This window comes from Sorangium sp. So ce131 (assembly GCF_051519095.1).
Taxonomy (GTDB): domain Bacteria; phylum Myxococcota_A; class Polyangia; order Polyangiales; family Polyangiaceae; genus Sorangium.
Genome location: NZ_CP150455.1, coordinates 2,123,750 through 2,149,725, shown reverse-complemented (window position 1 = coordinate 2,149,725; position 25,976 = coordinate 2,123,750). Strand labels below are relative to the sequence as shown.

Genomic DNA, 25,976 nt, shown 5'->3' with positions numbered 1-25,976 from the left:
AAACGGCTACTAGACGGGCATGAACGCTGAACTCCGGCGCGCCCTCGACCAGGTCCTCGGCCGCGTGCCCGGCATGGACGCGGCGGCGAGGCTGCTCGCCGTGCGGCTCGAGACGGTCCGGGCGCTGCTCGCGCGGCGGCTCGACGAGAACCCGCTCCCGGTGCCCGACGCGGTGACCCCGGGCGACATCCCGTCGGTCGCCGAGCTCGGCCCGGGGGACAGGGTGCTCGCCGAGATCGATCAGGACGGCTTCGCCTTCGCGCTCCACCCGGCCGACGTCGCCTTCTTCAACCGGCGCAACCAGAAGATGCCGCGCATGCGCTACCGGCTGCACATCGTGCTGCGCGGCGGCTACGTGTGCGTGCGCAAGCGCTTCATCGGCCAGCCGAAGGGCGCGCCGGCGGGCGCGCACCTGCTCACCCTGGTCGGCATGTCCTTCTACAACGAGGCGACGGCGCTCCTCCGCCTGCGCGACCTCCCCAGCGTGCCGCGGATTCGCGATCTCCACCTCGCCACGCGCACCCTGTTCATGGATTACGTGCGCGGGCAGACGCTGCAGCACAAGATCGCCGAGAGCGGGCGGAAGGTGCTCGACATCGACCTCGCGCCGCTCGGGCAGCTGCACGATCCGGAGCGCGACCGGCGCGAGATCGAGGCGTTCGCGGGCAGCGGGGGCGACGCCTACCGCGGCCGCATCGAGGAGATCGTCCGGGCGATGAACACGCGCGGCGTCGCCCCGATCGAGGTGAAGCTCAACAACGTGCTCATCGGCGAGAAGACGGGCGCCCTCTACTGGGTCGATTTCGAGCAGGCGGCGCTCGAGGGGACGCCTCATTACCGAGAACGCCTCGCCGAGAGCCATCGTCTGGTGCAAGAATGGTTCGGGATCTCGCTCCAGGGCGACGGCGGAGCGTGAGGCGCGGCTCCCCGGCGGCCGCGGCGGGCGCCCACCCAGGGACGATCGATGACCAGTGATCAAGGTGAGGCGGCGCGGGGCGCCATCGAGCGGCTCGCGGAGAAGGCGGGCCGGACGTGGCCGAACATCGAGGCGGCCGCGCGGCACTCGGCGGCGACCCGGGCGCGGCTCGCGGCGCTGCTCCGCGAGCAGATCCCCTGCGACACGAGCGCGGTGGTCTTCGGCTCCCTGGCCCGGGGAGAGTACACGACCGGCAGCGATCTCGACTGGACGCTGCTCATCGACGGCCAGGCCGACGAGGGGCACTTCAGCCAGGTCCGGGCCATCACGAAGATCTTGAAGGACGAGAAGTTCCACGAGCCGGGCCCGACGGGGGTGTTCGGCAACGTGGCGTTCAGCCACCCGATCCTCCACCAGATCGGCGGGCAGGAGGACACGAACAAGAACACGACCCAGCGCATCCTGCTGCTCCTGGAGTCGCTCGCGATCGGGAAGCCGGACGCCCACGAGCGCGTGCTCCGGCTCGTGCTCTCGCGCTACGTGGAGGACGATCGCGGGCTGCTCTACGGCAGCAAGCGCCACCTCATCCCGATGTTCCTCCTGAACGACATCGTCCGGTACTGGCGCACGGTCGCCGTCGATTTCGTCTACAAGCAGCGGGAGCGCAGCTCGGGCTGGGCGCTCCGGAACGCGAAGCTCAGGATGTCGCGGAAGCTGATCTTCGTGAGCGGCCTCATCACGTGCTTCAGCTTCGAGCTGTTCGGCAAGGACCGGGCGTGGACCGGCGACGGCGACCGGGTCTCGACGCCGGCGCTCGTGCGTTTCCTGAGGGAGCGCATCCGCGTGACGCCCCTCGCGAGCCTGGCCGAGGTGCTGCTCCGGCCGTCGATCACCGCCGAGACGGCGCGGATCCTGTTCGACAACTACGACGCGTTCCTCGCGCTCCTGTCGAACGAGGAGGAGCGCGGCCGGCTGAAGCAGCTGCCGCTCGACGAGCTCGGCACGGACGAGACCTTCGGGCGGGTGCGGAAGCTCGGCAGCGAGTTCCAGCGCGGGCTCAACCGGCTCTTCTTCGAGGAGGACGAGGACCTGCGCAAGCTCATCCAGATGTACGGGGTGTTCTGATGCGGCCGATCGGCTACTCGACCGGCGCGCTCGCGCTCAGCGACGTCGAGCGCGCGCTCGCGATGCTCGCGGGGAGCTCCGCGACCGCCGTGGAGCTCTCCGCGCTGCGGCTCTCGGAGCTCAGGCCGCTGCTCGGGCTGCTCGGGTCGCTGGACCTCACGCGGTACCAGGCCCTGTCGTTCCACGCCCCGAGCCGCTTCGACGCGGCCGAGGAGCGCGCCGTCGCCGACGCGATGGCCGAGGTGGCCGCGCGGGGCTTCCGGATCATCCTCCACCCCGACACCGTGCACGATCTCGGGGCCTGGCGGCAGCTCGGCGGGATGCTCGCGATCGAGAACATGGACAAGCGAAAGCGCACGGGTCGAACGGTGGAGGAGCTCCGGCCGTTCTTCGATGCGCTGCCGGACGCGTCGTTCTGCTTCGACATCGGCCACGCGCACCAGGTCGACCGCACGATGACGGAGGCCTATTTCCTGGTCGAGGAGCACCGGCCGCGGCTCGCGCAGCTCCATGTGAGCGAGGTGAACGCGGGGAGCCGCCACGACGCCGTGAGCCAGAGCGCGGCGCACGCGTTCCAGCGGGTCGCCGCCCACATCCCGGGCGACGCGGCGCTGATCCTCGAGGCGCCGGCGACGCTCGAGGAGATGGAGCGGCAGATGGAGATCGCGCGCGCCGCGCTGTCGACGTCTGCGGGCGCGGGCGGCGCGGGCGGCGCGGGCGGCGCGGGCGGCGCGGGCAAGCGGCCCGCCTGAGCGCGGCCGCAGCGCCGGGTTGACCCGGGCGCGCCGCCGTCGCGGGGGCGCCGGCATCAACACGAGGGCGCGGCGGCGAGGTCGCCGCGCCGCGATGGCCCTGGAGGACACGGCGCCTGCCGACACGGCGCCTGCCCGGCGGTCCGGGGGCCGTCGCGGCGCTACGATCCTCGCGGCTTCGGCGCGCACACTCTGGAACCAGGGAATCCACGATGAAGCTGAAGACGCTGGCGGCCGCGAGCGCCGCGATGCTCGCCTCCATCTCGCTGCTGACGGCGAGCGGCCTCATGCTCGGCACCCGCTACATGAACCGCGAGGGGGCGCGGCTCTTCAACCTGGTCCGGGAGGTGCGGTCGATCACGGAGCTGGAGGTCGATCTGCTCGTCCACCAACGCGAGAGCATCCGCGCCGCGCTGACCGAGGGCCCCGAGCATGCCCTCGCGCGCGACGCCGCGAAGGGCGACCTCGAGCGCTGGCTCGCAGAGCTCCGCGAGAACCCGGTGACGGCGGAGAACGCCGCTTACTTCGAGGCGGTGGAGCGCGAGGTCGCGGGCTACTTCGCCGCGCGCGCGCGGGCGGACGGGCAGGCCCTCCCACCGGCCGCGGCGTACATGGCGACGCAGGCCGAGGTCGACGCGACGTACGCCGCGCTCGAGCGGCTGCTCGTGACCAAGCTCGCGGAGGCGCGGCTCGCCCGCGCCCGCGTCGACGAGGTGAACCGGCTGTCGGACGTGATGAGCGTCGGGGCGGCCTTGATGCTGCTGGTCGGGATCGTGGTCGCGCTGTGGCAGGTGGGCAAGCAGGTCTACTGTCCGCTCCTCGCGCTCCGCACCGCGATCGACCGCTACGGCGCGGGCTCGCGCGACGTCCGCGCGGCGCAGGGCGGGCTCGACGAGCTGCGCGAGATCGCCGTCGCGTTCAACGAGATGGCCGCCGCGCTGGCGGAGCAGCGCCAGAAGCAGCTCGGGATCCTCGCGAGCGTCGCGCACGACCTGCGCAACCCGCTCACCGCGCTGAAGCTCACCGTGGACCGGCTGAGGCCGGACCGGCCCCTCCCGCCCGAAGAGAGGCTCAGGGCGATGCTCGCCCGCGTCGGGCAGGAGGTCGCGCGCTGCGATCGCATGCTCACGGACCTCATGGACTTCGCGCGGCTCGAGGGCGAGGAGCTCGAGCTGCGTTACGAGGCGCGGGACGCGCGGGAGCTCGCAAGGGACGTGGTGGAGCTTTACCGCCCCACCGCAACCGCGCACGAGCTCAGCCTGTCGCTGCCCGGGGAGCCGGTGCCGCTGCGCTGCGATCCGCTGAGGATCGAGCAGGTGCTGAACAACCTGGTCGCGAACGCGATCAAGTACTCGCCGGACGGCGGCGCCGTGCGGGTCTCCGTCACGAGCGAGGGCGCCGAGGTCGCCATCGCGGTCTCGGACGGCGGCGTCGGCATCGCCGCCGAGGACCAGGATCACCTGTTCCAGCGCTACGGCCGCGCGCCGTCGTCGAGCGGCGTGGCCTCCGGCGCCGGCCTCGGCCTGTGGGCCGCGCGCCGCATCGCCGAGGCCCACGGCGGCCGCATCGAGGTGACGAGCGCCCCCGGGAACGGCTCGACCTTCACCCTGCGCCTGCCGTCGGCGCCGCGCAGTGCCCCCTGAAAGCTCCGAGCAGAGCGGGGGTCCCCCGCTCACTCGTCAGGATCCAGCTCCCACCCGAAGACGCCGGGCGTGCGCGCGCGGTGCTTGCCGAGCGCGTCGCCGGGCAGCCAGGGGCCATCGGCGGCCCAGCGGGCGGTGAACGCGTCGCGCAGCACGAGCTCGGCCAGCTTGCCCCGCGGGGAGAAGCCCCACTCGGCCTCCTGCGAGACGTCGTCCGGATCGGCGTAGAGGCGCCAGACGAAGAAGCCGGCGCAGGTGCGCGCGTCGAGGAACGGCGCCATCACCGCGGCGTAGGCCTCGGCCTGCGAGCGCTGATCGATCACCACGCCCTTCATGCGGTCGGGCCACTCCCAGGGGCGCACCGCGGGGTCGCGCCGCGTGGTGTAGCCGATCTCGGTGAGCAGCACCGGCTTGCCCCACGCGCGCGCCACCGCGTCCACCCCGGCCGCCACCTTGCGGCCGCCGCGCAGGAGCTCCTCGAACGACGCGCCCTCGCGCTCCGCCAGCGGGTAAAACGCGTTGATGCCGATGAGATCCAGCGCGTCGAAGATCACCGTGTGCTCGACGTCGTCCCAGTTCGCCGAGTAGGTGAGCAGCCCCGGGTAGACGCGGCGCACCGCCTCGATGATCGGCAGGAAGCTCGCCGCCCGCGGCGTCGTCACCCAGCTCCGCAGCTCGACCCCCACGCTGAGCATCTCGGCGCCGCCCTCGCGCGCGACCGCGGCCCACGCGAGCAGGAAGCGGCGGTACGACTCGGCCCAGCGCGCCCAGCCGGCGTCGTCGCCCGGGTCGATCAGCGCCCGCCACTCGCCGCTCTCGACCCAGAGGTGGGGGACGATCAGCACCTTGAGCCCGCGCGCGTGCGCCTGCGCGATGGCGGCCAGCACGTTGCGCCGGTTCTCCTCGAACGGCGCCTCGAAGACGAGGTGGACGCCGGTCCCCTTGCCGTCCCACACGCGGCCGAACGGCGTCAGGCTGATCCAGGTCGCGCCCATGGCCGCCGCCTCGTCCATGGCCCGGGCGCTCGCGGCGGTGCCGTACCCGCGGCCAGGGTGCCGCTGGTTCTCGATCGGCCCGATCGTCACGCCGCGCACGCCGCCCCAGCCCGACTCGGCCCACCCGGCGGCGCCGTACGGCAGGTGCGCCGGCGCGATCGGCGGCGCGGCGCTCGCCGGGCGCAGCGGCCCGCAGGCGATGGCCGCGGCCGCGACGAGCGCGCCGCCGGCGGCTCGGGCGAGCGCACGACCCTCTCGACTCATCGATGGCACGGGCCGCCTTATACCAGGCAGGCGGCGCGCGGCATCGCGGTCGTCACTCGGCCGCCGGGCGCGACGCGCCCTCGGTCGGCTGGGCCGGCTGCGAGCGCTCGGGCTCCTGCGCCGGCTGCGTCCGCCCGCCCTCCTCGCCCGGCGACGCGCGCTCGGGCTCCTGCGGCGTCGGCGCCGGCGGCCGCGGCGGCTTGCCCTCTTCGCGCAGCCTCCGCGCGCGTTCGGTCTCCTCGATCCACCGCCGCTCGCGCTCGATCTTCTCGCGCCGCCGCCGCTCGCGCTCGACCTCGTCGTAGATGGCGTCGGGGCGCCGCGCCTCGCCCTGGAACCCGCCGGGCGACGGCCCCGCCGGCGGCGGCTCGCCGGCCGGGCCGGCGGCGGGCTCGGGTTCCGGTGGGGTCGCGGGCGGCGGCGCCGCGAGCGGCTCGTCCTGCGCCGGCGGGGCAGGCGCGAGCGGCCGCGTCGCCCCGGCGAGCGCGCTCGCCGCCCGGGCCGCGCGCCTCGCCACGCCCTTCGCCGCCGGAGCGGCACGCCCGGCCGGAGAGGCGCTCCCCTGCACGAGCATCCACACGCCGCCGATCCCGCCGAGCAGGCCGAGCAGCGCGAGGGCGACCGCCAGCCGGCGAGGCCAGGGCGACGGCGCCGCCTCGGCCGAGGCCGCCTCGGCCGGCGCCGACGAGGCGCGGCGCGCCGCCCTGGGGTCGAGCGGGATCGGGAACGACGCGCCAGCGTCCGGCTGGCTCTTCCCCCGCGCGGGCGGCTCCGCGGGGAGCGCCGGCGCGTTCACCGTCACGACCTCGGCCGCCGAGGCGCGGCTCGGCCGCAGGCCCTCGCCGCCGTCCCACGAGGCGCCGGCGTGCGACACCAGCGTGATCTCCGAGGAGACGCGGTTTCCGTCGGGCGCGTTCCACTTCGCCGTGGACTCGAGGTCGCGCATGAGATCGTCCGGCGACATCCGCGGCAGGTCGGCGAGCGTGTCGGGCGCCCACTCGTCCTCCATCGACGGCTCGGGGGCGGGCTTCGCCATGCGGACGGTCTCGTCCTCGCGGAGCACCTCCCAGACGCGCTCGGCGGCGTCCTCGGCGCCTTCGGGGCCGAAGGGCGCGAGGGCGAAGGCGAGCTTCGCGACGTCGGGGAAGCGGGCGTCCGGGTCCTTCTGGAGGCACTGGAGCAGCACCGCCTTGAGCCCGCCGACCTCGACGCGCGCGGGGATGGGCGACGGCGGCTCGTTCAGGACCCGGGAGCAGATCTCGATCTCGTTCGTCGCCTCGAACGGGCTCACGCCGCAGACGAGCGCGTAGCCGATGGCGCCGATCGACCAGATGTCCGCGCGCTCGTCGATGCCGCCCGCAGACCGCATCTGCTCCGGGGCCATGTAGAGCAGCGAGCCGCGCATCGCGCCCGCGGCGGCGGCGCCCGGCCCCTCGCTCTCGACGCCGCAGGCGATGGCCGAGACGCCGAAGTCGAGCACCTTCACGCTCGGCGCGCCGTCCGCGCCGAAGCTGAGGAACACGTTCTCGGGCTTGAGGTCGCGGTGGAGGAGCTCTTTCGCGTGCGCCTCGGCGACGGCCTCGCAGACCTGCAGGAGGTACTTCACCGCCTCGCGGGCCCGGAGCGGACCGCGGCGCTGGAGGTAGCTCGTGGCGTTGCACCCCTCCAGGTACTCGGTGACGATGAACGGCGCGGCGCCGTCGCTCCCGACGTCGAGGACCCGCGCCACGTACCTGCCCGAGAGCGAGCGCGCGGCGCGCGCGCCCCGGAGCAGCCGATCGACGGCGGGCCTGCTCTCGGCGATCCTGGGGTCGACCCGCTTCAGCGCGACACGCCGGCCCGACTCGCGGTCGGTCGCGAGCTGGACGACGCCGATCCCGCCGACGCCGATCCGCGCCTCCACGACGTACCTGCCGGCGACGACCTCCTGACCGGAGGGGTCCCCCTGGGCCGCCCGCGGCGCACGGTCAGCGTCGGTCCGCTCCCGCGGGGCCGCGCGATCCTCTCCTCTGGCTTTCAGCGACGTCAACGCACTGCCCCATGTGTCCGTGAACTTCGTCGCGGCGTCAAACCCTCTCCCGTGAATAGCAGATTTGCCGCGCCGCGTTTTTTTCCGCAAGGTTCCGCAATCGGTCGACGACGGTCACCGACGGCCGCCGACGGCAACCCGTCGCGGGCCCGCCTTCCGTGTCCCCTGCCAGCGCGCCGACGTCGGGCGCGCGGCGCAGCGTCGCGGTCGGGCGCGCGGGGCGGCGTTGGCGCCGGCGTCGACAGGCGCGCGGGGCGGCGTCGGCGTCGGCGTCGGCGTCGGCGTCGGCGTCGACAGACGCGCGGGGCGCCGCGGCGACGCGCAGGTCACGGGCCAGGCGGATCCGGCGGGAGCCCCAGCGCGGACGCGAGCAGCGAATCCAGCACCGCCATCGCCCCGACCATCGCCGCGGCCGACGCGGCGCCGAGACCGAGCGCCTTCAACTTCCGCCAGGCGCGCGCGCGCCGCCCGAGCACACCCGACCGCCCATGCTGCACGCCGCGCGTGACCCAGAACCACCCGAGCATGGAGAGCGGGCCGAACGCGTAGAGGGCGGCGCCCCACGTCGCTCCGTTCCAGCAGGAAGCCTGCTGCTCCGGCGTGAGCCGCCGGCGATCCCAGCGCTGGAGCGCGAGCGGCAGCGCAATGCCGAGGACGATCTGGATCACGAAGCGAAGGGCGCTCATGCGTGCTGCGATCTCGCGCGCGAGATCCTCTCCAAGCGAGACGGACGTGCGTCGCGCTCCGGGGCGCGCCGCGGCGCGTTGCGGCAGCGCGTCGACGCGCGCGCCGCCGCCCGTCTCGGCTGTCCGCACGCGCGCGCCGCGTCGGCGAGAGCGCCGCAAAAAACGCGTGCCGGCCTTCTCGTTCCCGGCCGGGATTGATAGGAACGAGGGATGACAACGACTGAGGCAGGGGACATCAGGAACGTTGCAATCATCGGACACAAGGGGGCTGGGAAGACATCGCTCGCCGAGGCGATGCTGTACGTGGCGAAGGCGACGGCCAAGCTCGGGAAGGTGGACGACAGGTCGAGTGTCCTCGACGACACCGCCGAGGAAAAAGAGCACGGCTGCTCGTTCGAGGCGAGCGTCGCGTACCTGTCCTGGGGCGGGAAGAAGGTCAACGTCGTTGATACGCCGGGAGAGGGCAGCTTCCTCGCCGAGACGCGGCTCGCGCTCGCGGCGGTCGACGCGGCGATCCTCGTCGTGAGCGGCAAGGACGGGGTGCAGCCCATCACCGAGCGCGTCTTCGGCTGGGTGAGAGAGGCGAAGCTGCCGTGCATGATCGTGGTCAGCAAGGTCGACGCCGAGAACACGCGCCCCGACGAGGTGGTGGCCGAGATCCGCGCGCGGCTCAAGGCGCCCCTCGCGGTGATGGAGGAGCACGTCGGCGAGGGGCCCTCGTACCGGGGGGTCGTCGCGATCCGCACGAAGAAGGCGTGGCTCGACAAGCCCGAGGCGCCCGCCGCGGCGGCGGGCTCGCCCGTGCCGGCCGACGTCGCCGCCGGCGCCGAGAGGGCCCGGGCGAAGCTCGTCGACGACGTGGCCGGCAGCGACGACGATCTCACCGAGAGGTACCTGACCGAGGGCGATCTCACGCAGCAGGAGCTCGATCAGGGGCTGCGCGCGGCGGTCCGGAAGGGCGCGCTCGTGCCGGTCTACTTCGCCTCCGGGGTCCGCCCGAGCGGCGTCGCGGCGCTGCTCGACGGCATCGTCGAGCTCGTGCCGCCGCCGACCGAGCACCCGGCGTGGAGCGGCGTCGTCCCCAGCCAGAAGCCCGGGGCGGCGCCGCAGGCGACGGAGCGGGCGGCGACGGCGGACGCGCCGACCGCGGCGTTCGTGTTCAAGACGTCGATCGATCCCCACGCCGGCCGCACGTCGTTCGCGCGCGTGCTCTCGGGCGCGCTCCGGCCCGACGCCGCCCAGCTCAACGCGAGCACGGGGAACGCGGAGCGCCTCGGCAAGATCCACGTCGTGGTCGGCAAGGACCACAAGCCGGTGGAGGAGGCGCGCGCCGGGGACATCGTCGCGCTGCAGAAGCTGAAGGCGACGCTGAGCGGGCACACGCTCTGCGACGAGAAGCACCCGTTCCGGTTCGCCGCGCCGGAGCTGCCGCCGGCCCTCTTCTCGCGCGGCGTGCGGTTCGACGCGAAGGGCGGCGAGGACAAGGTCGGCAACGCGCTCTACCGGCTCAGCGAGGAGGATCCGGGGCTCAGCGTGCACCAGGACGCGTCGACCCGCGAGCTCGTCGTGTCGGGGCTCGGGGCGCTGCACCTCGAGATCACGGTCGAGCGCATCCGCCGGCGCATCGGGGTCGACTGCCGGCTCGGGCCGCCGCACATCGCCTACAAGGAGACGATCACGAGGAAGGCCACGAACGTCGAGGGCAAGCACAAGAAACAGACGGGCGGGCACGGTCAGTTCGGCGTCTGCTACATCGACATGGAGCCTTTGCCGCGCGGCGGCGGCTTCGTCTTCGAGGACGCGGTCGTGGGGGGCGCGGTGCCGCGGCAGTTCATCCCCTCGGTCGAGAAGGGGGTCGTCAAGTCCATGTCGAAGGGCTTCCTCGCGGGGTTCCCGATGGTCGACGTGAAGGTGCGGCTCTTCGACGGCAAGTACCACGACGTGGACTCGTCGGACGCGGCCTTCCAGATGGCGGGGAGCAAGGCGTTCAAGGCGGCGGCGGCGCAGTGCGCGCCGGTGCTGCTGGAGCCGATCGTGCGGCTGTCGGTGACGGTGCCGAGCGCGACGATGGGCGACGTCATCGGCGACATCAACAGCCGGCGCGGGAGGATCGTGGGGACGGACTCCATCGATGACCAGACGGTCGTGAACGCGTTCGTGCCGCTCGCGGAGGTGCTCGAGTACGAGTCGAAGCTGAAGAGCATGACCCAGGGCAAAGGCACGTTCACGATGAGCGTGGAGCACCTCGAGATTTGCCCGCCGGTGGTGCAGGAGAAGGTGATCAAAGAGAGCGGGTTCAAGGTCGAGGCGGACGAGGAGTGACGCTCCGGGAAGGGGATCCCGAGACGGACGCGCCGGCGGGAGGGGCCGCGCGGCGGGGGCGGGTGGGCGCTGGCCAATCGGCAAGACTGGGACGAGGGGAGCTTGCGCAGGGGACACCACCCGGCATGTCTCCCTTCGGGCCTTGAGGACTGGGACGTTATGGAGCGCGCCACACAAGGCGCGCCTGGGACGTGGAGACACCTGGAGCCTTATGGCACCTCAGGTCGGTGCTCGGCGCGCCCACCCGCCCCCGCCGCGCGGCCCCTCCCGCCGGCGCTTGCGGGGGGCGTGACGGGGGGCGACGACCGTGGGGGGAACGGGGCGTTGGCAGGGGACGGAGGCGGCTCGAGGGACGCGGCTCGGGCTGAGCGGGCGGCTCGGGCGGGCTACGGGTGGATGTGGACGATCGTGCCTTCGCCGGTGGCCTGGCCGGCGCTGACGCCGTGCCAGCCGTCGGGGACCGGGGGGTCGGTCCAGAGGAAGACGCGGCGGGCGTCGATGGGGGACAGGTTGATGCAGCCGTGGCTGCGCGGCTTGCCGTAGTCGTCGTGCCACGGGGCCGCGTGGATCGCGTAGCCCGCCTCGAAGTACTGCACCCAGGGCACGTCGCGGAGCTCGAACTTGTTGTCGACCTCGTGGGCGTCCATCGTCGTCGTGACGTGCTTGTCGCGGATGCGGAACGTGCCGCGCACCGTGGAGAAGGTCTTCTTGGGGTCGCCGAGGCCGTCGCGGCCGGTCGCGGCCGCGGTGGCGTAGACGGGGCGCTTGCCCTCGTAAAGGATGAGCGTCTGGCTGAGGATCGAGATGTCGATCCACTTCACATTTCCCTGCGCGAACGCGGGCAGCTCCGACGGCTTCACGGCGATCGCGACGTCGGCGTCGCGCACCCACGTGCCGTCCTTCACCTCGACGAGGCGCGCGCCGCGCACCTTCCGCGAGCGGCCGGTGAGCTGCACGGCGGTGTGCCAGGGGAGCTCGCCGGACTCCTCCATCCCGCCGTCGTCGAGGTCGTAACGCTTCGCGTCCTGGCGGTGCACGAAGGCGAGCGGGAGCTCCCAGCCCTTCGTCATGTCGACGCCATGGAAGGTGGAGCCGCGGGCAGGCTTGAGCTTCGAGGTCGGCACGAGCCGCGCGTCGGTGGTCATCGCGAAGCGCCGCCCACCGTCGCCCATGAAGGTATCGATGAGCGCGAGGCCCGCCTTGCGCGCGATCCGGTTCGTGATGATCGCGTAGCCCGGCACCTTGAACGAGGAGATGTTCGGGAGCTTCCGGCCCCCCTTGAAGAACCAGGGGATCTCGTCGCCGCCGTTGCCGCCGAAGAGCTCGCTGTCACCGAGCTCGGGCGGCTGCTCGGGCGGCTCGCCGATGGCGTTGCCCTGCGGGTCGAGCGGCACGTCGTTCGCGCCGACCTTGACCTCGTCCCACTTCTTCTTGAGCTTCTTGTAGCTGCGGAGGTGCCGCTCGAGGCTCATCTCGTACTGGAACTGCTCCTTCTGGGACGGCATCCGGTAGTAGTTCGGCGCGATGGCCCGCACGAAGGCGTACGGGTACGGCATCGGCTTGGAGAGATCGGGCCGTCGCGTGAGCGCCCGGAGGATCGGGTGCTCCATGTCGATCGTGGCGTCGCTGTCGGCGCAGACGTACCCGGCGGGCAGCACGCGGTAGTAGCCGGCCTGGCAGTCGTCGAACGCGGCGGGCTTCTCCCCGCGCGGGATCGTCCCGCCCGCGCGGAGGTAGCCGAGCTTGGCCGAGCGGCGATCCGCCTTCTCGTAGATCGGCGCGACCATCTGCACGGCCCCGATGCGGGGACCGTCGAGGCGCGGGAGGGTGGCGGGATCGTTCTCTGCCGGCTGAGCCGCGCCCGCGGACAGGCTGACGATGCCCTCGGGCGAGGCGCTCTCCCCGCCTTGACAGGCCGGAAGGGCGAGGGCGGCGACCGCCACGGCGAGCGGGAGGGCCGCGCGCGGCATGGCCGAAGGGAGCGCAGAGCTTCGCTGTCGGACGTGCATGTCCCCGGGGATGCCGGACAGACGAAGCCGGGGCCAAGTTTTGGCCGCCCCCGGCCGGCAACCCCGGTCGACCGCGGGGGGGGACGGCGGCGCGCGGCGGAGCGGCGCGGCGGCCGGGCGGGGAGCGGAGGGGAGCCGGCGGAGCGGCGCGGCGGCCGGGCGGGGAGCGGAGGGGAGCCGTCGGGGCGGCGCGGCGGCCGGGTGGGGAGCGGGCGGGGAACAGAGGGCAGAAACGGACGAGGAGCGGAGGGGGCGACGCGGCGGCGCACAATGTTGCTGGAAGGGGTTGCGCGAGCGCCCGGCTCCGGGTAGGTTCGGGGCCCTCGCGAACCCCGCGAGCATGCGCCACTAGCTCAGCTGGATAGAGCGTCGGCCTCCGGAGCCGAAGGCCAGTGGTTCGAATCCACTGTGGCGCGCTGGGTTTCCGGCGATGGCGAGGTCCTCGCGGTCGCCTCGGCATCGCTTCGCAGGCGTCGCGATGCGACCTCGTCGCGGGCGTGCTGTCGACGAGCCTGCGAAAGGCAGGCTGGCTGCGAGGCCCCTGGAGAGGACGCGGCGTGGGACGGGAGGTGGAGTGCGAAGCTCGCACTCCTCCCCGCCGGGCCCTCTCGGTCGCGGTCTCCTCCCTTCAAGAAGGACCGCGGCGATCTCGCGGCGCAGCCGTGGAGTTGCTGGTCGCCAGCGTCGACCGGACGCAGCGCCTGATCGGAGAGCGCCGGCGCGACGCGTGGGAATCGTGCTGCGAACAGGCGCCCTCCAATCGCGTAAGCCCGGGTGCTGCGACCGGTGGAAATCGCCATTTGCTTACGCAATGCCTCGCTTACGCCGGCTGTGACCGACGGTAATTGTCATTGGTTTACCAGATTGCTTTCATAGCCTCCGCGGAGGCAATGAATGGTATCCGGACGGGTGAAATGGCTATGGCGGTGGTGCACCTGCTGCATCCTGATGCTCACGACCGTGAGCGCGCCGCTCAGCGCGTGGGCTCAAGCGATGAAGTTGCACCGGATCGCGGATCCCGCTCGAGCTCGGCTCGATGGAGATCGCGGAGGCGCTGAGCGCGCGGCGCCGCCCGCCGTAGGTGCTGCCACGCCCGCGAATCCAGCCGGATCCACGGAGGCCCCCGACAGGACTCCTGTGGTCCCGGTCGCCGCGCTGCCGGCGGACGTCCGCGCGGCCGGCGGGGACCTCGGATCGGACCCGTGGGTGCTGTTCGACGGCCGCGCCGAGACGGGGCTCCGCAGCGAGACCGGTGAGGTGGCGCGGGTCCGGATCTCGTTTCCTCAGCCCACGGCGCTCGAGGCGCTCGCGCTGTACGGGCGCAGCGACGGCGCGCTCACGGTCTACGCGGAGGAGAGCGGTCAACTCCAGGCGGTGCCCGGCCTCGTCGGCGCGCCGCTGCACGACACCGGGGAGCGCTGGACGCGCTTTCCCGTGGGGATCACGGCGCAGCACGTCGTCCTCGAGTGGCACCCTTCCGGCGAGCGCGGGCCGCAGGAGATCGTGTTCTGGAGCGCCGGCGCCCCCGCGCGCACCCTCGCGGAGGTGGAGCTCGCCGACCGTGTGCTCGCTGGAAAACTTGCCGGCGCCCATGAGTTCCCGGCGATGTCCGAGCGAGCGACGGTGACGCGCACGGGAGGCGAGCAGTCGCTGCCGTTCTACGTGGACACCGATCCGCGCGCGCTCGCGCGAGCGTTCCTCGTCTACGAGCTCGAGGGGCGCGGGCACTGGTCGAGCGTGAACCGAGAGATCAACGGCGCAGCGCCGCGCGGCGGCTTCCGGGCAGGAGCGCCGGCCACGGGCGGGCTGCAGGTCGAGGAGATCGCGCCCGCTTGGCTGAAGCGCGGCGAGAACGTCGTGCGGTTCCGGCCCCAGGCGGACCTCGAGCACGGATTCACCGTGAGCGCGCTCCGGGTGGTCGGTATCCCGCACGCCGGTGTGCACGAAGCGCATGCCGCCGCCCCGCCGACGAGCGGCGAGCGCCCGCGTCGGCTCGACGCGCTGCGCCTCGATTTCGGCGCCCGCGTGGCGCCGCACGCGCTCCTGGTCCAGCTGGCCAGCGCGGGCGAAGGCGCGCTCGAGATCACGCCCGGCGCGGGCGCAAAGGGGCTGCGCTTCGATCTGAAGGACCTCTTGCCAGGCTGGCACCGGCTCGAGCTCCCGGTCGAGTCGACGTGGCCGGAGACCGCCTCCGTGCAGGTCCGGCCGGCGAAGGGGAGCCGCATCGAGGTGTCGGACGTCGCCGTGGCGGCGAGCCGCATGCCGTCCGCGCCAGGGCGGCTCGCGCTGAGCACGCCGCTGCACGGCGAGTGCGTCGATGGACGAGCGTACGTGCGCGGGTTCCTCGATCTACCCGGCGGAGCAGCGCGGCGAGCGCAGCTGTTCGCCGACGCGAAGGCCGTGGAGCTGGAGGACGATGGCAGCTTCGAGCTCACACTGTCGGAACCCAAAGGAGCCAATCACCGGACGTGGAAGGCGCGCCTCGAGGCGCGGCTCGAGGACGGAACGCGCCTCGACCGGGAGGTGAACCTCGGGCCGTGCGTCGAGGGCGCCGCGACGAGCACCAGCCCGGGCGAGCCGACCGTGGACGAGGGCGCGCCGTACGGCGCGGTGGTGAGACCGGATGAGGACGCGGTGCTCTCGTTCGCGGGCGCCACGCTCGAGATCCCGGCGGGAGCGCTGGAGAAGGCGACGCGCATCACCATCCGGCCGCTGGTGCCTGTCCAGATCCAGCCGATGGGGCGCGCGATGAGCAACGTGACGCCCGAGGGCCGCGCGTTCCGCTTCGGCCCGCACGGACTCAAGTTCAAGAAGCCGGTCAAGCTGACGATGCCCGTCGACGCGGCGGCGATCCCGAGCGGCGCCAGCCAGCGAGAGATCTTCGGCTTCTACTTCGACGAGGCGGCGCGGCAGTGGACCAAGCTCGGGCGCTTCGGCGAGGGCCGGGGCCGCGAGCTCACGAGCCTGACGGATCACTTCACCGATTTCGTCAACGCGACGATCGCCATGCCGGATCAACCGGGGGCGCAGTCGTTCGATCCCAACGCGCTGAAGGGTATCCAGCTCGCGAGCCCGTCGGCCGGCGTGTCGTTCATCGAGCCGCCGGGCTCGAACAACATGGGCACGGCGCGGCTCTCGTACCCGATCGAAGTGCCGCCAGGCCGGCACGGCATGCAGCCCGAGCTCGCCGTCACGTACGAGAGCGAGCTGGGAAATGGCTGGCTCGGCGTCGGGTGGAACCTGCAGCTCTCGACGATCGAGATCGACACGCGGTTCGGCGTCCCGCGCTACACCGGCGACGAGCTCTACGCGCTGGATGGCCAGATGCTCAGGCCGGTGCCCGGCCAGCCGGGCCGGTACGAGCGGCGCGTCGAGGGCGAGTTCGCTCGGATCGAGCGCCTCGGCGCCGATCCCAAGAGCTACCACTGGGTCGTCACGGACAAGAGCGGCACCCGGTACACCTACGGGGCGAGCGACGACGCGCGCCTCAAGGATCGCTCCGGCGTCGCCGGTATCTCCCGCTGGAACCTCGAGCTGGTGGAGGACACCTTCGGCAACCAGACACGGATCTCGTACCTCAAGGACGCGCCCGAGGACGCTGACTGGGTGCAGCTCTACCCGCTGCGGATCGACTACACGGCGCACAGGAGCAACTCCCCCGCAGCGCACTACCACGTAAACTTCATCCTCGACGACGGCGCGCAGCGAAGAGACGTGCTCAGCTCGGCGCGCGCCGGCTTCGAGGTGCGCACGACGCGGAGGCTCGACCGCGTCGACGTGACCATGGGGCAGACGCCCGGATCCGAGGAGATCATCCGGAGCTATCACTTCACGTACGATGAGCCCGACGCGCGGCATTATTACAAGTCGCTCCTGAAGAGCATCGCGCTCTACGGCAGCGGCGGCGCGGACCAGCTCTACGAGCACACGTTCGATTACTTCGGCCTGGAGCAGCAGGGCGGCAAGCTCCAGGTGTTCTCGGCGCCGACCGCGTGGAGCCAGCCGACGGAAGGGCGCGGCGGGCTCGGATCGACGAGCTCGATCGACGGGGGGCTCAACGTGTTCGTCGGCGCGGGGCCGCCGGTGTGTGATCCACACGGCGGCATCGGCGTCGGCGTCACGTTCGGCGTGGACGAGGAGCAGGTCGCCTTCACCGACATCAACGGCGATGGGCTCCCGGACTTCGTGGGAGGCAATGGGGTCTGGCTGAACTCGCTCCCGGACCGGTCGAGCCAGAACCTGTTCTCCCCCGAGAGCGTCGGCAGCACGCACCAGATCACGGCCAGCTTGCAGGGAGCGATCCACTGGTTCCAGGAGCTCGGAGGCGCTGGCATGAACCACGCCTGGAGCACGGCGACCGCGCAGAACATGCTGCTCGACATCAACGGCGATGGTTTTCCGGAGCTCTTCGGCGAGGGCGGCGCGACGCTGAACCCGAACAACGCCCGGCTCGGCGCCGGTGTCAGCGGCGCTGGCTTCACGATCGACGAGGACTTCAGCGACGCCGAGCAGGTCGAGGAGCTCGGCAAGGCGTTCTACCGAACCAGCCCGCTCGTGCGCTGGACCCCGAGCGTCGACGGCTTGATCGTCATCGACGGCGGCGTGTCGCTGGCCGGGGGCGGCGCGGGCGACGGGGTGACGGCCTCGATCACGCGGACCTCGCCCCCAGCGCCGCCGGCCGACCCGGCGCAGCGCGTCCATGAGCTGCTCTGGAAGAGGGACATCGGCCCGAGCGACGCGCCGTGCATCCCTGAAGGCGAGCACGACTGCGGGAGCAACGGCCTCGGCCTCCATGTCCGCCCGGGCGAGGCGATCTATTTCCGCGTCGACCCGAGGGAGGATATCGAGGGCGACAGCACGCGCTGGAATCCGCGCATTCGTTACACGCACCGGTGCGACGCGGCCGAATGCACCGCGCTCACCGCGGCGGAGCTCGAGGCCGTCGACATGTTCGGTCGCCCGGTCTACACCTACACCTTCGCCGACGACTTCGTCGTGCTCGACCGCAGCGTGCCGGGCTGGGTCGCGTCCTCCGACGGGCAGGTCACGGTGCAGGCGAGCTTCCTCCGGACGGACACGGACGACACGTTCGACGTGCGGCTCGTGCGCCAGGACGTCGACTCGGGGCAGCGGATCGAGCTCCACCGGACGACGGTCTCGGGAGCTCAGCCCAGCTCCGAGATCGCCTGGCCCGTCGCGGTGCTCCAGGGGGATCTCCTGTTCCTGTATGCCGAGCTCAGCGACAACGCGGTCGATCCGTCGCGCGTCCAGTACGAGGCGTTCGCCAGGTACACCGAGGTATGCGGCCATGACGCGGATCCGGGGAAGTGCCGAGAGGTCGGCGCGTGCGCGCCGAAGCCCGGCGCGCCTCCGGGCCGGAGGGTATGCGAGCTGGAAGCGCTGCCCGGCGACGGCGCGGCGGTCTCGGTCCCCGAGGAGTCGATCCTCGTCCCCGTGCAGCTCAGCGACAGCGGCCTCGGCGGCACGCCGCTGGATCTCGCGCGGCTGGTCATGCCCGAGAGCGGCACGATCACCCTGATGGGCTCGGCCTCCAAGGAGCGGACCGAGGGGCCGGTGACCCTCCGCGTCGATCGCGGGAGCGAGCGGCTGTTCCGGCAGCTGCTGGAGCCGGAGGCGATCTCCCCGGCCCGCAGCGTGCCAGACCCGAGCAATCCGGTGGTGTTCTCGGTGATGGCGGGCGACGAGCTCGCCTTCACCAGGTTCTTCGAGCTCGAAGAGGACATCGACTCTCCGGTGCCCGGGGCGGCGGTGTCGTGGACGCCGCAGCTCGTGGTCAACGAGACGGGCGCGGTGATCGACGTGCCGGTCGTGAACGCCCGGATGATCCCCGACGGGCAGCTGGACGCCCGCATGGTGGGCGGGTTCCGAGGCTTCACCTACGGCGAATGGACGACGGAGTACCCGTTCAACGAGACGCAGATCGACAAGCGGCCGGAGGAGGGCAAGCCGCCCTTCTTCACGCGCGTCGAGCCGCACTGGGAGGGGTACCACGCCAGCTGGTCGCCGGAGAGCGCGGGCTTTCCGCTCGTGGGCAGCATCAGCGGCCCTGTGTTTCGCGGCTCGGGCGCGGACATGTACATCACCGCCGGCGAGCTCAAGCCGTCGCGCGTCGGCGGCGTCAAGCCGGAGGACATCGCCAACGTCCCGGGGCTGCGCAAGAGCCACAGCTACTCGGCCTCGAACCAGGTCGCGTTCATCGGCTCGTTCCAGGTGACGACCGGGAACACCGAGTCGAAGCTCGATCTCATCGACCTCAACGGCGACGGGCGGCCGGACGCGGTCACGCGGGGCGGCGTGCAGATCCAGACGTGCGGCGCCGGCCGGTGCGACGGGCAGCAGCCGGGCCAGTATGGCGATCTGACGCTCGAGGGGCCCGGGGACTTCCGTGTGCTCGAGAACGCGAGCGCCCGGTTCGGCTTCGGCTTCGGCTCCGCGGCGTCGGCGGTCGCGGACAAGATCAAGGCGAGCGGGGACACCAAGGCGGTGCTCAGCGTGTTGCCCTCGCTCGGCAAGAGCTGGGGCACCTCGCAGACGACGCGTGACTTCCTGGACGTCAACGGCGATGGGCTCCCGGACAAGGTGAGGTCCGAGGGGGGCGTCCTCTATGCGCGCCTGAACCTCGGTTATAACTTCGCGGACGAGCGCCAGTGGGCGGTGCTCGATCCGAGCGACGATCCGTTCGCGCCCTTGCCGGACGTGGAGGGCGACCCGCTGACCGCGCTCGGCCGCGTCTGGTCCGCGGCGCAGCTCAGCTCGGTGCGCGTTCAGGACAACACGACGAACAGCCTGCAGGTGGGTTACGCGGGCATCGGCGGCGGCATCGCGCACACGGTGAGCCGGACGCTGGCCGATTTCGTGGATCTGAACGGCGACGGGCTGCCGGACCGGGTGACCAAGCAGCCCGGACAGGACTACTACCGGGTGCGGCTGAACTTCGGCGACGGCTTCGGGCCCGAGGAGAAGTGGAGCGCGCCGGCGGTCAGCGCCGGCCTGCCGTGGGGAGTTCAGCTCGAGAAGGATTACACGAAGGAGATCAACGGCAGCAACGACGCGCTCGCGTTCTCGGAGACGACGGCGTTCAACGCAGGGTACGGCGTGCCGATCGAGATCGCGACGCCTTACGTGTGCATCGTGCTCGAGATCGCGGCGCAGCTCGGCTTGAACGACGGCAGCACCGAGCTCGGATGGCAGGACCTGGACGGCGACGGGGCGGTCGATCACGTGCTGAAGCTGAGCGACGGGGCGCTGCGCCCGAGCGACGCGGCGCTGAGGGCGCGGCTCAACCTGACCGGCAAGACCAACCGGCTGGCGCGCGTCGTCCGGCCGCTTGGCGGCAGCATCCAGCTGGACTATGCCCGCGAGGGCAACAAGGTCGCCTATGCGAGCACCCCGGACGAGCTGAGCGTCGATATGCCGAGCAGCAAGTGGGTGCTGTCGCGGGTCGCCGTGGACGACGGGATGGGCACGCCCGCCTACACCCAGACGTTCGATTACCACCAGAGCGGGTTCTACGATCGCGCCGAGCGCGAGGACTACGGCTTCGCGCAGGTCACGACGACACGCGAGGACGACTCCAAGGTCGTCACGCGGTACCACAACCAGGATTATTACCGTCGCGGGCTCGTGGCCGAGGTGATCGAGCAGGACGCCGAGGGGCGGCTCTTCACCCGGCAGCAGATCGCTTACCGCGCGCCGGGGGCGCTGCCGACGCTGACGGGCTCGTTCTTCCCCGAGGAAGAGACGCGGACGACGTCCTGGTACGAGGGCAAGACCACCGACCTGAACGCGCCTGGCAAGCAGAAGAGCGAGGAGCGCGACTGGGACGACCGCGGCAACCTCACCGGGATGATCGAGCGCGGGGAGCCCGGCACGCCGGACGACGACGTCACGTACACGATCCACTACGTGACGTACGACGGGCCGTACATCGTGCGGGCGGACAGCATCGAGGCGCGGAGCAGCACCGGCGCGCTGCTGCGCAAGCGCGCGGCGCTCCACGACGAGGTGACCGGCGCGGTGAAGTCGATCACGAACACCGTGATCGGCGGGAAGGACCCCGCGACGGGCGCGCCGTACACCGGCAGCGCGTCGACGAACCCGACCTGGACCTTCACGCCCGACGCGTACGGCAACCTGAAGAAGACGATCGATCCGCGGGGGTACACGCTCGAATACGAGTACGACGATGTCGCGGAGACGTACCTCAAGGAGGTGAAGGACTCGTTCGGATACGTCTCGCGGTCGACGCCGGACTACCGCTACGGCGCCGTCAGCTCGGTCAAGGACATCAACGGCCACGAGATGCACTACGGCTATGACACGTTCGGCCGGCTCGCCGAGGTGTTCGGTCCGACCGACCCGATCACGGCCGCGGAGGCGACGATCTCGTTCGATTACGCCCTGCAGCCGGGGGTGAGCCCCGCCGTCCCGGCGTGGGCGCGCACGCGGCACAAGGACGTGCAGCACCCGGGGGATCCGATCGACACGGTGACGTTCGTCGACGGGCTCGACCGGGTGATCCAGACGAAGAAGGACCTGGAGAAGGATCAGGGCCCGACGGCAGACCCGATCCTGGGCATGTCGGTGAGCGGGAAGCTCGTCTTCGACGAGCGCGGCCGCGTCGCGCAGCGGGGGCAGCCGGCGTTCGATACGGGCCCGGCCACGGCGTTCGTGGACGTGCCGCTCACGAACCCGACGGTGTTCGCGTACGACGTGCTCTCGCGCGTCATCGAGCTCCGGTCTCCGGACGACGAGGCCGAAGAGGCGGTGACCACGACGGTCTACGACATCGAGGAGCTCGACGGCGTGGCGAGGTTCGTGGCCACGGAGATCGATCCGAAGGACAAGGTCCGGAAGACCTACCGCGACGTGGACAGCGCGATCGTGGCGGTCGAGGAGCGCAACCGGCTGCACGGCTCGGACACCTGGACGACGCTCGTGACGCGGTACGGCTACAACGCGATCGACGAGCTCGTCCGGGTGACGGACACGCGCGGGAACGCCACGACCGCGGAGTACGACACCGTGGGCCGCATGGTCGCGCTCACGAGCCCGGACATGGGCCGCGCCGAGTGGCGTTATGATCTGTCGGGCAACGTCGGCGCGCGGCAGACGGCGAAGCTGGCCGCGGCTCCGCCGGGCAACAAGCTCATCCGGTACGTGTACACCCACAACCGGCTCGATCGTGTGGACTACCCGGACTCGACCGACGTGGAGTACTCCTACGGCGGGCCGGGCGCCGCGGGCGACGCGAACGGCAACCGCGCCGGGCGGCTGCTGGAGGAGCGGAGCGAGGCCGGGACGAAGACGTTCGAGTACGATCGGCTCGGGAACGTCAAGAAGCTGACGAACGTGTTCAAGCGGCTCCGCGAGCCGCATCTGGGCACGTACAACGCGACCATGGAGTACGAGTTCGACGCGTTCGGTCGCCTCCTGTCGATGAAGTTCCCCGGCTCGGGCGCGGAGGTCGTGACGTACGGCTACGACCGAGGCGGCCTGGTCCGGTCGGCCGTGGGGACGAACACGCAGATCAACCCGCAGCACCCGGACGAGCCGCCGGTGACGCAGTACCTGCGGCACATCGGCTACGACGAGTTCGAGCAACGGGTGCGCGTGGTGCACGGCAACGGCATCACGACGACGTACAAGTACTTCGAGAAGTCGCGGCGGCTGGAGGAGATCAACGCCGACCACCGCGACCGGTTCCTGGTGGAGCGGGGCCGGCCGGCGAGGCCGTTCCAGCGGATGCGTTACGACTACGACATCGCTGGAAATCTGGAGCAGGTGCGGAACGACGCGCCGTATGACCAGGAGATGCCGGCCTCGGTGCTGGTCGGCCCGACGACGCACGACTACGAGTACGATGACCTGCACCAGCTGGTCTCGGCGCACGGGAGATACCAGGACCGGCGCGACTGGCACTTCCAGTACCGGCTGTCGTTCGACTACGACGAGATTGGCAACATCCTCACCAAGGATCAGGCCAGCTACCGGTACGTGCCGGATGGGGTCGATGAGCACGGGAACGTCAAATGGCGTGAGGACCACGGCATCCGGGAGCAGACGTACCGCTCGGAGTACAAGTACACCGGCCCGCAGCCGCACGCGCCCTCGCGCATCGACGAGCACCTCCTGGCGGAGTCGCGGACGATCTCGCGGGTCATGAGCTACGACGACAGCGGCAACCAGACCGGCTGGCTCTACGACAACTCGCAGAGGCGCACCACGGAGTGGAACGAGGAGAACCGCGTCACCAAGGTCATTCAGAACGGCCAGGAGATGTCGCGCATGCTCTACGACGGCGGCGGCGAGCGGCGCGTGCACTTCCACCGCATCAGCGGCGAGGAGGAGACGGCCTACCACGACCAGCACCTGACGCTGCGGGACGGGCGGTTCATCACCAAGCACATCTACGCCGGGCAGACGCGCATCGCGAGCAAGATGGACCCGGACTGGTTCCGGGACCCGCCGACGCTCTACTACCACCCCGATCATCTCGGCAGCACGAGCTTCGCGTCGAACAACGAGCAGACGCTCACGCAGCGCGACGAGTACTTCCCGACCGGAGAGCTGTGGGTCGACGCGTCGGACTCGCGGTACGAGCTGAGGCGATCGTACGTGTTCACCGGGAAGGAGCTCGATCAGTCGACGGGGCTCTACTACTACGGCGCTCGGTACTACGACCCGCGGATCAACACGTGGCTGAGCCCGGATCCCATGCTCGCCCAGTACATGAAGGGGCGCGTCAACGGCGGGGTGTTCCTGCCGGCGAACCTCGGCCTCTTCACGTACACCTTGAATAACCCGGTGAACCTCGTGGATCCGGACGGTCGAGCGCACGGCGACCCGTGGTGGAAGCGCGGAGGATTGCAGGCCCTCGGCGTCGCCTACGGCACGCTTCAGGCCCTCACTCCCGGCGGGTTCGCCATGGACATCGCGCCGCCGACGCGAGACGTCGATTTCGCCGCCGGGGCGGCCGTGGCGAGCATCGCCACCGGCGTGGTCCAGGTGGGCGAGGGATTCATCATGGGCGGCGGAGCGGGCGTTGCGACCGTGGGCACCGGGGGCGCCGCTCTCCTCACGGGCGTGCCCGAGGCGGCCGCCGTGATGGGCGCCGTGCTGGTCACGCAGGGAGCCGGCAACATCATGACCGGCATCGACGCGTGGAGCGCCGCGATGTCCGGGCCCGGAGGTGGCAGCCCACCCGCCGCGCCGGCGCCGGCGCCGGCGCCGGCGAGCCCTCCTCCCGCGGCCGCGCCCAAGCCCGCCGGTGGGGGAGCCGATGCGAAGAAGTTCACTCCGGAGCAGCAGGCGCTCGTCGATATGGCCAAGAAAGACAAGGCAGCGGGAGGCATCTCGCCGGCCGACATGGAGGCCTACAAGCGATTGAACGCAGAGGCCGGCGCGAAGGGGTTCACGACCCCCGGCGCCGTGCGGGGGCCCGAAGTTCACCCGCTGAGATCGCCGAACTCCACGCCCGGAGCCGGACAGAAGCCGCATGGCCACGTCGGACCGGTAGACCACATCCCCGTCAAGTGAGAGCGATGCAAGAAACGAGCACAATGGACTGCTACGTGTTTACCGACGAACCGCGCGGCTCCGTATACGGAGAGCTGATGGATTTCTGTTGCTCGATAGCCTCGACGATGCTCCTGGTCGTACGGGATCCGCAGATAGACCCAGGAGCGTCTATCAAGGCCAAGCTCGCCCTCCTGAGCCCATTCCTCGTGGATTGTGCCAAAGAGAGTGAATGGCCAGGGACAGTGCTGTATGCCGACGAGGCGACGGTCTATCGGTACTCTCCTGGCGAGGGCCTTCAGGGCTTGCTGATGCAGCAGGCGGCCGGTTTGTTCAGCTGGGTTCATCCCGACGCGCCCGAGGATCTCTGCTTCCTCCGTCGTGACGGGGGCGTGCTGCTCGTCACGATCTCGCATGAGCGGGAGGCTTACATGTTGCTCTCCTCGGCCGAGTTCGAGGCCCTGCAGCGCCAGTTCCCAGAGCTCGCGTCCATGCTTCAGAAAGAGTGAGGATCCACAGGGCGCGCCGCAGTCGCAGATCACGCGCACCGTCGCCGCGCGCTGGCCCGCGGCGTCGCGCGCCCACCCACGCCGTCACCCCCGCACGAGCACCATCTCCGTCGACGTGAACGGCCGCGGCGGGAGCGCTGCGCGGTCCCGGAACCCGAACCGCGCGTAGAACTCGTGCGCGTCCTGCGTGCCCAGGTGCACGTGGGTCGCGCCGCGGACCGCCGGGTGATCCAGCAGCATCCGCACGAGCGCCTCGCCGAGGCGCGCGCCCCGCAGGGCCGGCGCCACCATCACGTCGAAGAGCCACGCGCGCCGCGCGCCGTCGCTGATCGCGCGCGCCGTCGCCACGAGCCGGCCCGCGGCGTCGCGCGCGCCCACCCACGCCGTCGCGCCGAGCAGCGCCCGCCCGATCGCCGCGCGCGGTACGCCCTCATTCCAGTAGGCGCCCTCCAGCAGATCGACCGCCGCCTCCACGTCGCCCGGGCCGAGCGCGCACGCGAGCGCGCAGCCCGCCGGCGCCTCCAGGAACGCGGGCGCCGGCGTGTCCGGGCTCGCCCTGCGGATCACCTCGATCGCGGCCGCGTCGCCCGGCGCGCCCCGCTCCCACAGCTTCGTGAGCAGCCGCGCGCGCTCCTCCGGCGTGCGGTGCTGCATCAGCTTCGCCTTGCCGTCGAGCCGCTCGAGCGGCACCGCGAGCACGAGGATCCCCTCGATCGCCTTCCGGTAGAGCGGGTGCGCCGCGTCGATCGGCGTGTACCCGCCCTCGGGCTGGTACTTCCGCATCAGCGCCTCGAGCACCTCGGCCTTGCGCTCCGGATCGTCGACGCGCTCGATCGCGCCGTGCACCTGCGCGCTCCGGTAGAGCGTCGTCGCCGGGCACGCGCGCTCCGGATCCACGAAGTAGCTCGGGATCGACGCCACGACCTCCTCGCACGCCACCACCGCGGGTCGGCCCACGACCTCGGTCTTCTCGCCCGCGGGCGCGCCGTGGAACGCGATCGCCCCGCGGACCACCACGCCGTGCACCGCCCGCAGCACGGGCTCGCCCTCCTCCGTCGTCGAGGCGACGTGCACCACCTGCGCGCCGGCGAGGAGCGCCTCCGCCTCGGCGCGGTCCATCCGAAAGATCTCCCTGCGCATGGGCGGACCATGCCGCGCGGCTGGTACTCCTGAAAGATCCGGTCCGGA

Annotated in this window: 12 protein-coding genes and 1 tRNA gene; 8 read left to right on the top strand and 5 right to left on the bottom strand. The window is 71.6% G+C overall.

Translation table 11 applies throughout. The annotated features are described in order from the left end of the window. The first annotated feature begins 19 nt into the window (after window positions 1–19). The 4 genes from WMF43_RS07845 to WMF43_RS07830 all read left to right on the top strand — a co-directional run bounded on the left by WMF43_RS07845 (window position 20) and on the right by WMF43_RS07830 (window position 4,436). Window positions 20–916, top strand: coding sequence for a hypothetical protein (locus WMF43_RS07845; RefSeq protein WP_437678738.1), 897 nt, complete (start codon window positions 20–22; stop codon window positions 914–916). Window positions 917–964: 48 nt separating this feature from the next. After that, on the top strand, window positions 965–2,041 hold the full coding sequence (locus tag WMF43_RS07840; protein WP_437678737.1) for a nucleotidyltransferase domain-containing protein: 1,077 nt from the start codon (window positions 965–967) through the stop codon (window positions 2,039–2,041). Next, a complete protein-coding gene (locus WMF43_RS07835; protein WP_437678735.1) occupies window positions 2,041–2,793 on the top strand; it encodes a hypothetical protein in 753 nt (250 codons plus the stop codon). The genes WMF43_RS07840 and WMF43_RS07835 overlap by 1 nt, the downstream gene beginning before the upstream one ends. Window positions 2,794–3,005: 212 nt before the next feature. After that, window positions 3,006–4,436, top strand: a complete 1,431-nt coding sequence (locus tag WMF43_RS07830) for an ATP-binding protein (protein ID WP_437678734.1) — start codon at window positions 3,006–3,008, stop codon at window positions 4,434–4,436. Between the two features lie 29 nt (window positions 4,437–4,465). On the opposite strand, the gene WMF43_RS07825 is transcribed toward WMF43_RS07830, so the two are convergent. From WMF43_RS07825 to WMF43_RS07815, 3 genes are all read right to left on the bottom strand, one after another. Further along, window positions 4,466–5,695, bottom strand: coding sequence for a glycoside hydrolase family 113 (locus tag WMF43_RS07825; protein ID WP_437678732.1), 1,230 nt, complete (start codon window positions 5,693–5,695; stop codon window positions 4,466–4,468). Window positions 5,696–5,747: 52 nt separating this feature from the next. After that, window positions 5,748–7,724 (bottom strand): serine/threonine-protein kinase, encoded by a 1,977-nt coding sequence (locus WMF43_RS07820; protein ID WP_437678731.1) that lies wholly within the window; start codon window positions 7,722–7,724, stop codon window positions 5,748–5,750. A gap of 326 nt (window positions 7,725–8,050) precedes the next feature. Then, a complete protein-coding gene (locus WMF43_RS07815) occupies window positions 8,051–8,410 on the bottom strand; it encodes a transcriptional regulator (RefSeq protein ID WP_437678729.1) in 360 nt (119 codons plus the stop codon). 210 nt (window positions 8,411–8,620) lie between these two features. On the opposite strand from WMF43_RS07815, the gene fusA reads away from it, so the two are divergent. Continuing rightward, the gene (gene fusA / locus WMF43_RS07810; protein ID WP_437678727.1) at window positions 8,621–10,732 is read left to right on the top strand and encodes an elongation factor G; all 2,112 of its coding nucleotides are present in this window, start codon (window positions 8,621–8,623) and stop codon (window positions 10,730–10,732) included. A gap of 386 nt (window positions 10,733–11,118) precedes the next feature. On the opposite strand, the gene WMF43_RS07805 is transcribed toward fusA, so the two are convergent. Then, the gene (locus WMF43_RS07805; RefSeq protein WP_437678726.1) at window positions 11,119–12,702 is read right to left on the bottom strand and encodes a L,D-transpeptidase; all 1,584 of its coding nucleotides are present in this window, start codon (window positions 12,700–12,702) and stop codon (window positions 11,119–11,121) included. A gap of 381 nt (window positions 12,703–13,083) precedes the next feature. Between WMF43_RS07805 and WMF43_RS07800 the strand changes: the two genes are divergently transcribed. From WMF43_RS07800 to WMF43_RS07790, 3 genes are all read left to right on the top strand, one after another. Continuing rightward, window positions 13,084–13,157: transfer RNA gene (locus tag WMF43_RS07800), tRNA-Arg, on the top strand. A gap of 721 nt (window positions 13,158–13,878) precedes the next feature. Continuing rightward, a complete protein-coding gene (locus WMF43_RS07795; protein ID WP_437678724.1) occupies window positions 13,879–24,300 on the top strand; it encodes a SpvB/TcaC N-terminal domain-containing protein in 10,422 nt (3,473 codons plus the stop codon). Between the two features lie 23 nt (window positions 24,301–24,323). Beyond that, the gene (locus tag WMF43_RS07790; RefSeq protein ID WP_437678723.1) at window positions 24,324–24,788 is read left to right on the top strand and encodes a hypothetical protein; all 465 of its coding nucleotides are present in this window, start codon (window positions 24,324–24,326) and stop codon (window positions 24,786–24,788) included. A gap of 84 nt (window positions 24,789–24,872) precedes the next feature. Here the strand turns inward: WMF43_RS07790 and WMF43_RS07785 are convergent, their stop codons facing one another. Beyond that, a complete protein-coding gene (locus tag WMF43_RS07785; RefSeq protein WP_437678721.1) occupies window positions 24,873–25,928 on the bottom strand; it encodes a GNAT family N-acetyltransferase in 1,056 nt (351 codons plus the stop codon). Between the last annotated feature and the right edge of the window lie 48 nt (window positions 25,929–25,976).

What these genes read in the sequence shown, in the direction of transcription:
- WMF43_RS07815 (WP_437678729.1), bottom strand. Translation starts at nt 8,410, where the DNA reads ATGAGCGCCCTTCGCTTCGTGATCCAGATCGTCCTCGGCATTGCGCTG.
- WMF43_RS07785 (WP_437678721.1), bottom strand. Translation starts at nt 25,928, where the DNA reads ATGCGCAGGGAGATCTTTCGGATGGACCGCGCCGAGGCGGAGGCGCTC.
- WMF43_RS07845 (WP_437678738.1), top strand. Translation starts at nt 20, where the DNA reads ATGAACGCTGAACTCCGGCGCGCCCTCGACCAGGTCCTCGGCCGCGTG.
- fusA (WP_437678727.1), top strand. Translation starts at nt 8,621, where the DNA reads ATGACAACGACTGAGGCAGGGGACATCAGGAACGTTGCAATCATCGGA.
- WMF43_RS07835 (WP_437678735.1), top strand. Translation starts at nt 2,041, where the DNA reads ATGCGGCCGATCGGCTACTCGACCGGCGCGCTCGCGCTCAGCGACGTC.
- WMF43_RS07825 (WP_437678732.1), bottom strand. Translation starts at nt 5,695, where the DNA reads ATGAGTCGAGAGGGTCGTGCGCTCGCCCGAGCCGCCGGCGGCGCGCTC.
- WMF43_RS07805 (WP_437678726.1), bottom strand. Translation starts at nt 12,702, where the DNA reads ATGCCGCGCGCGGCCCTCCCGCTCGCCGTGGCGGTCGCCGCCCTCGCC.
- WMF43_RS07830 (WP_437678734.1), top strand. Translation starts at nt 3,006, where the DNA reads ATGAAGCTGAAGACGCTGGCGGCCGCGAGCGCCGCGATGCTCGCCTCC.
- WMF43_RS07790 (WP_437678723.1), top strand. Translation starts at nt 24,324, where the DNA reads ATGGACTGCTACGTGTTTACCGACGAACCGCGCGGCTCCGTATACGGA.
- WMF43_RS07840 (WP_437678737.1), top strand. Translation starts at nt 965, where the DNA reads ATGACCAGTGATCAAGGTGAGGCGGCGCGGGGCGCCATCGAGCGGCTC.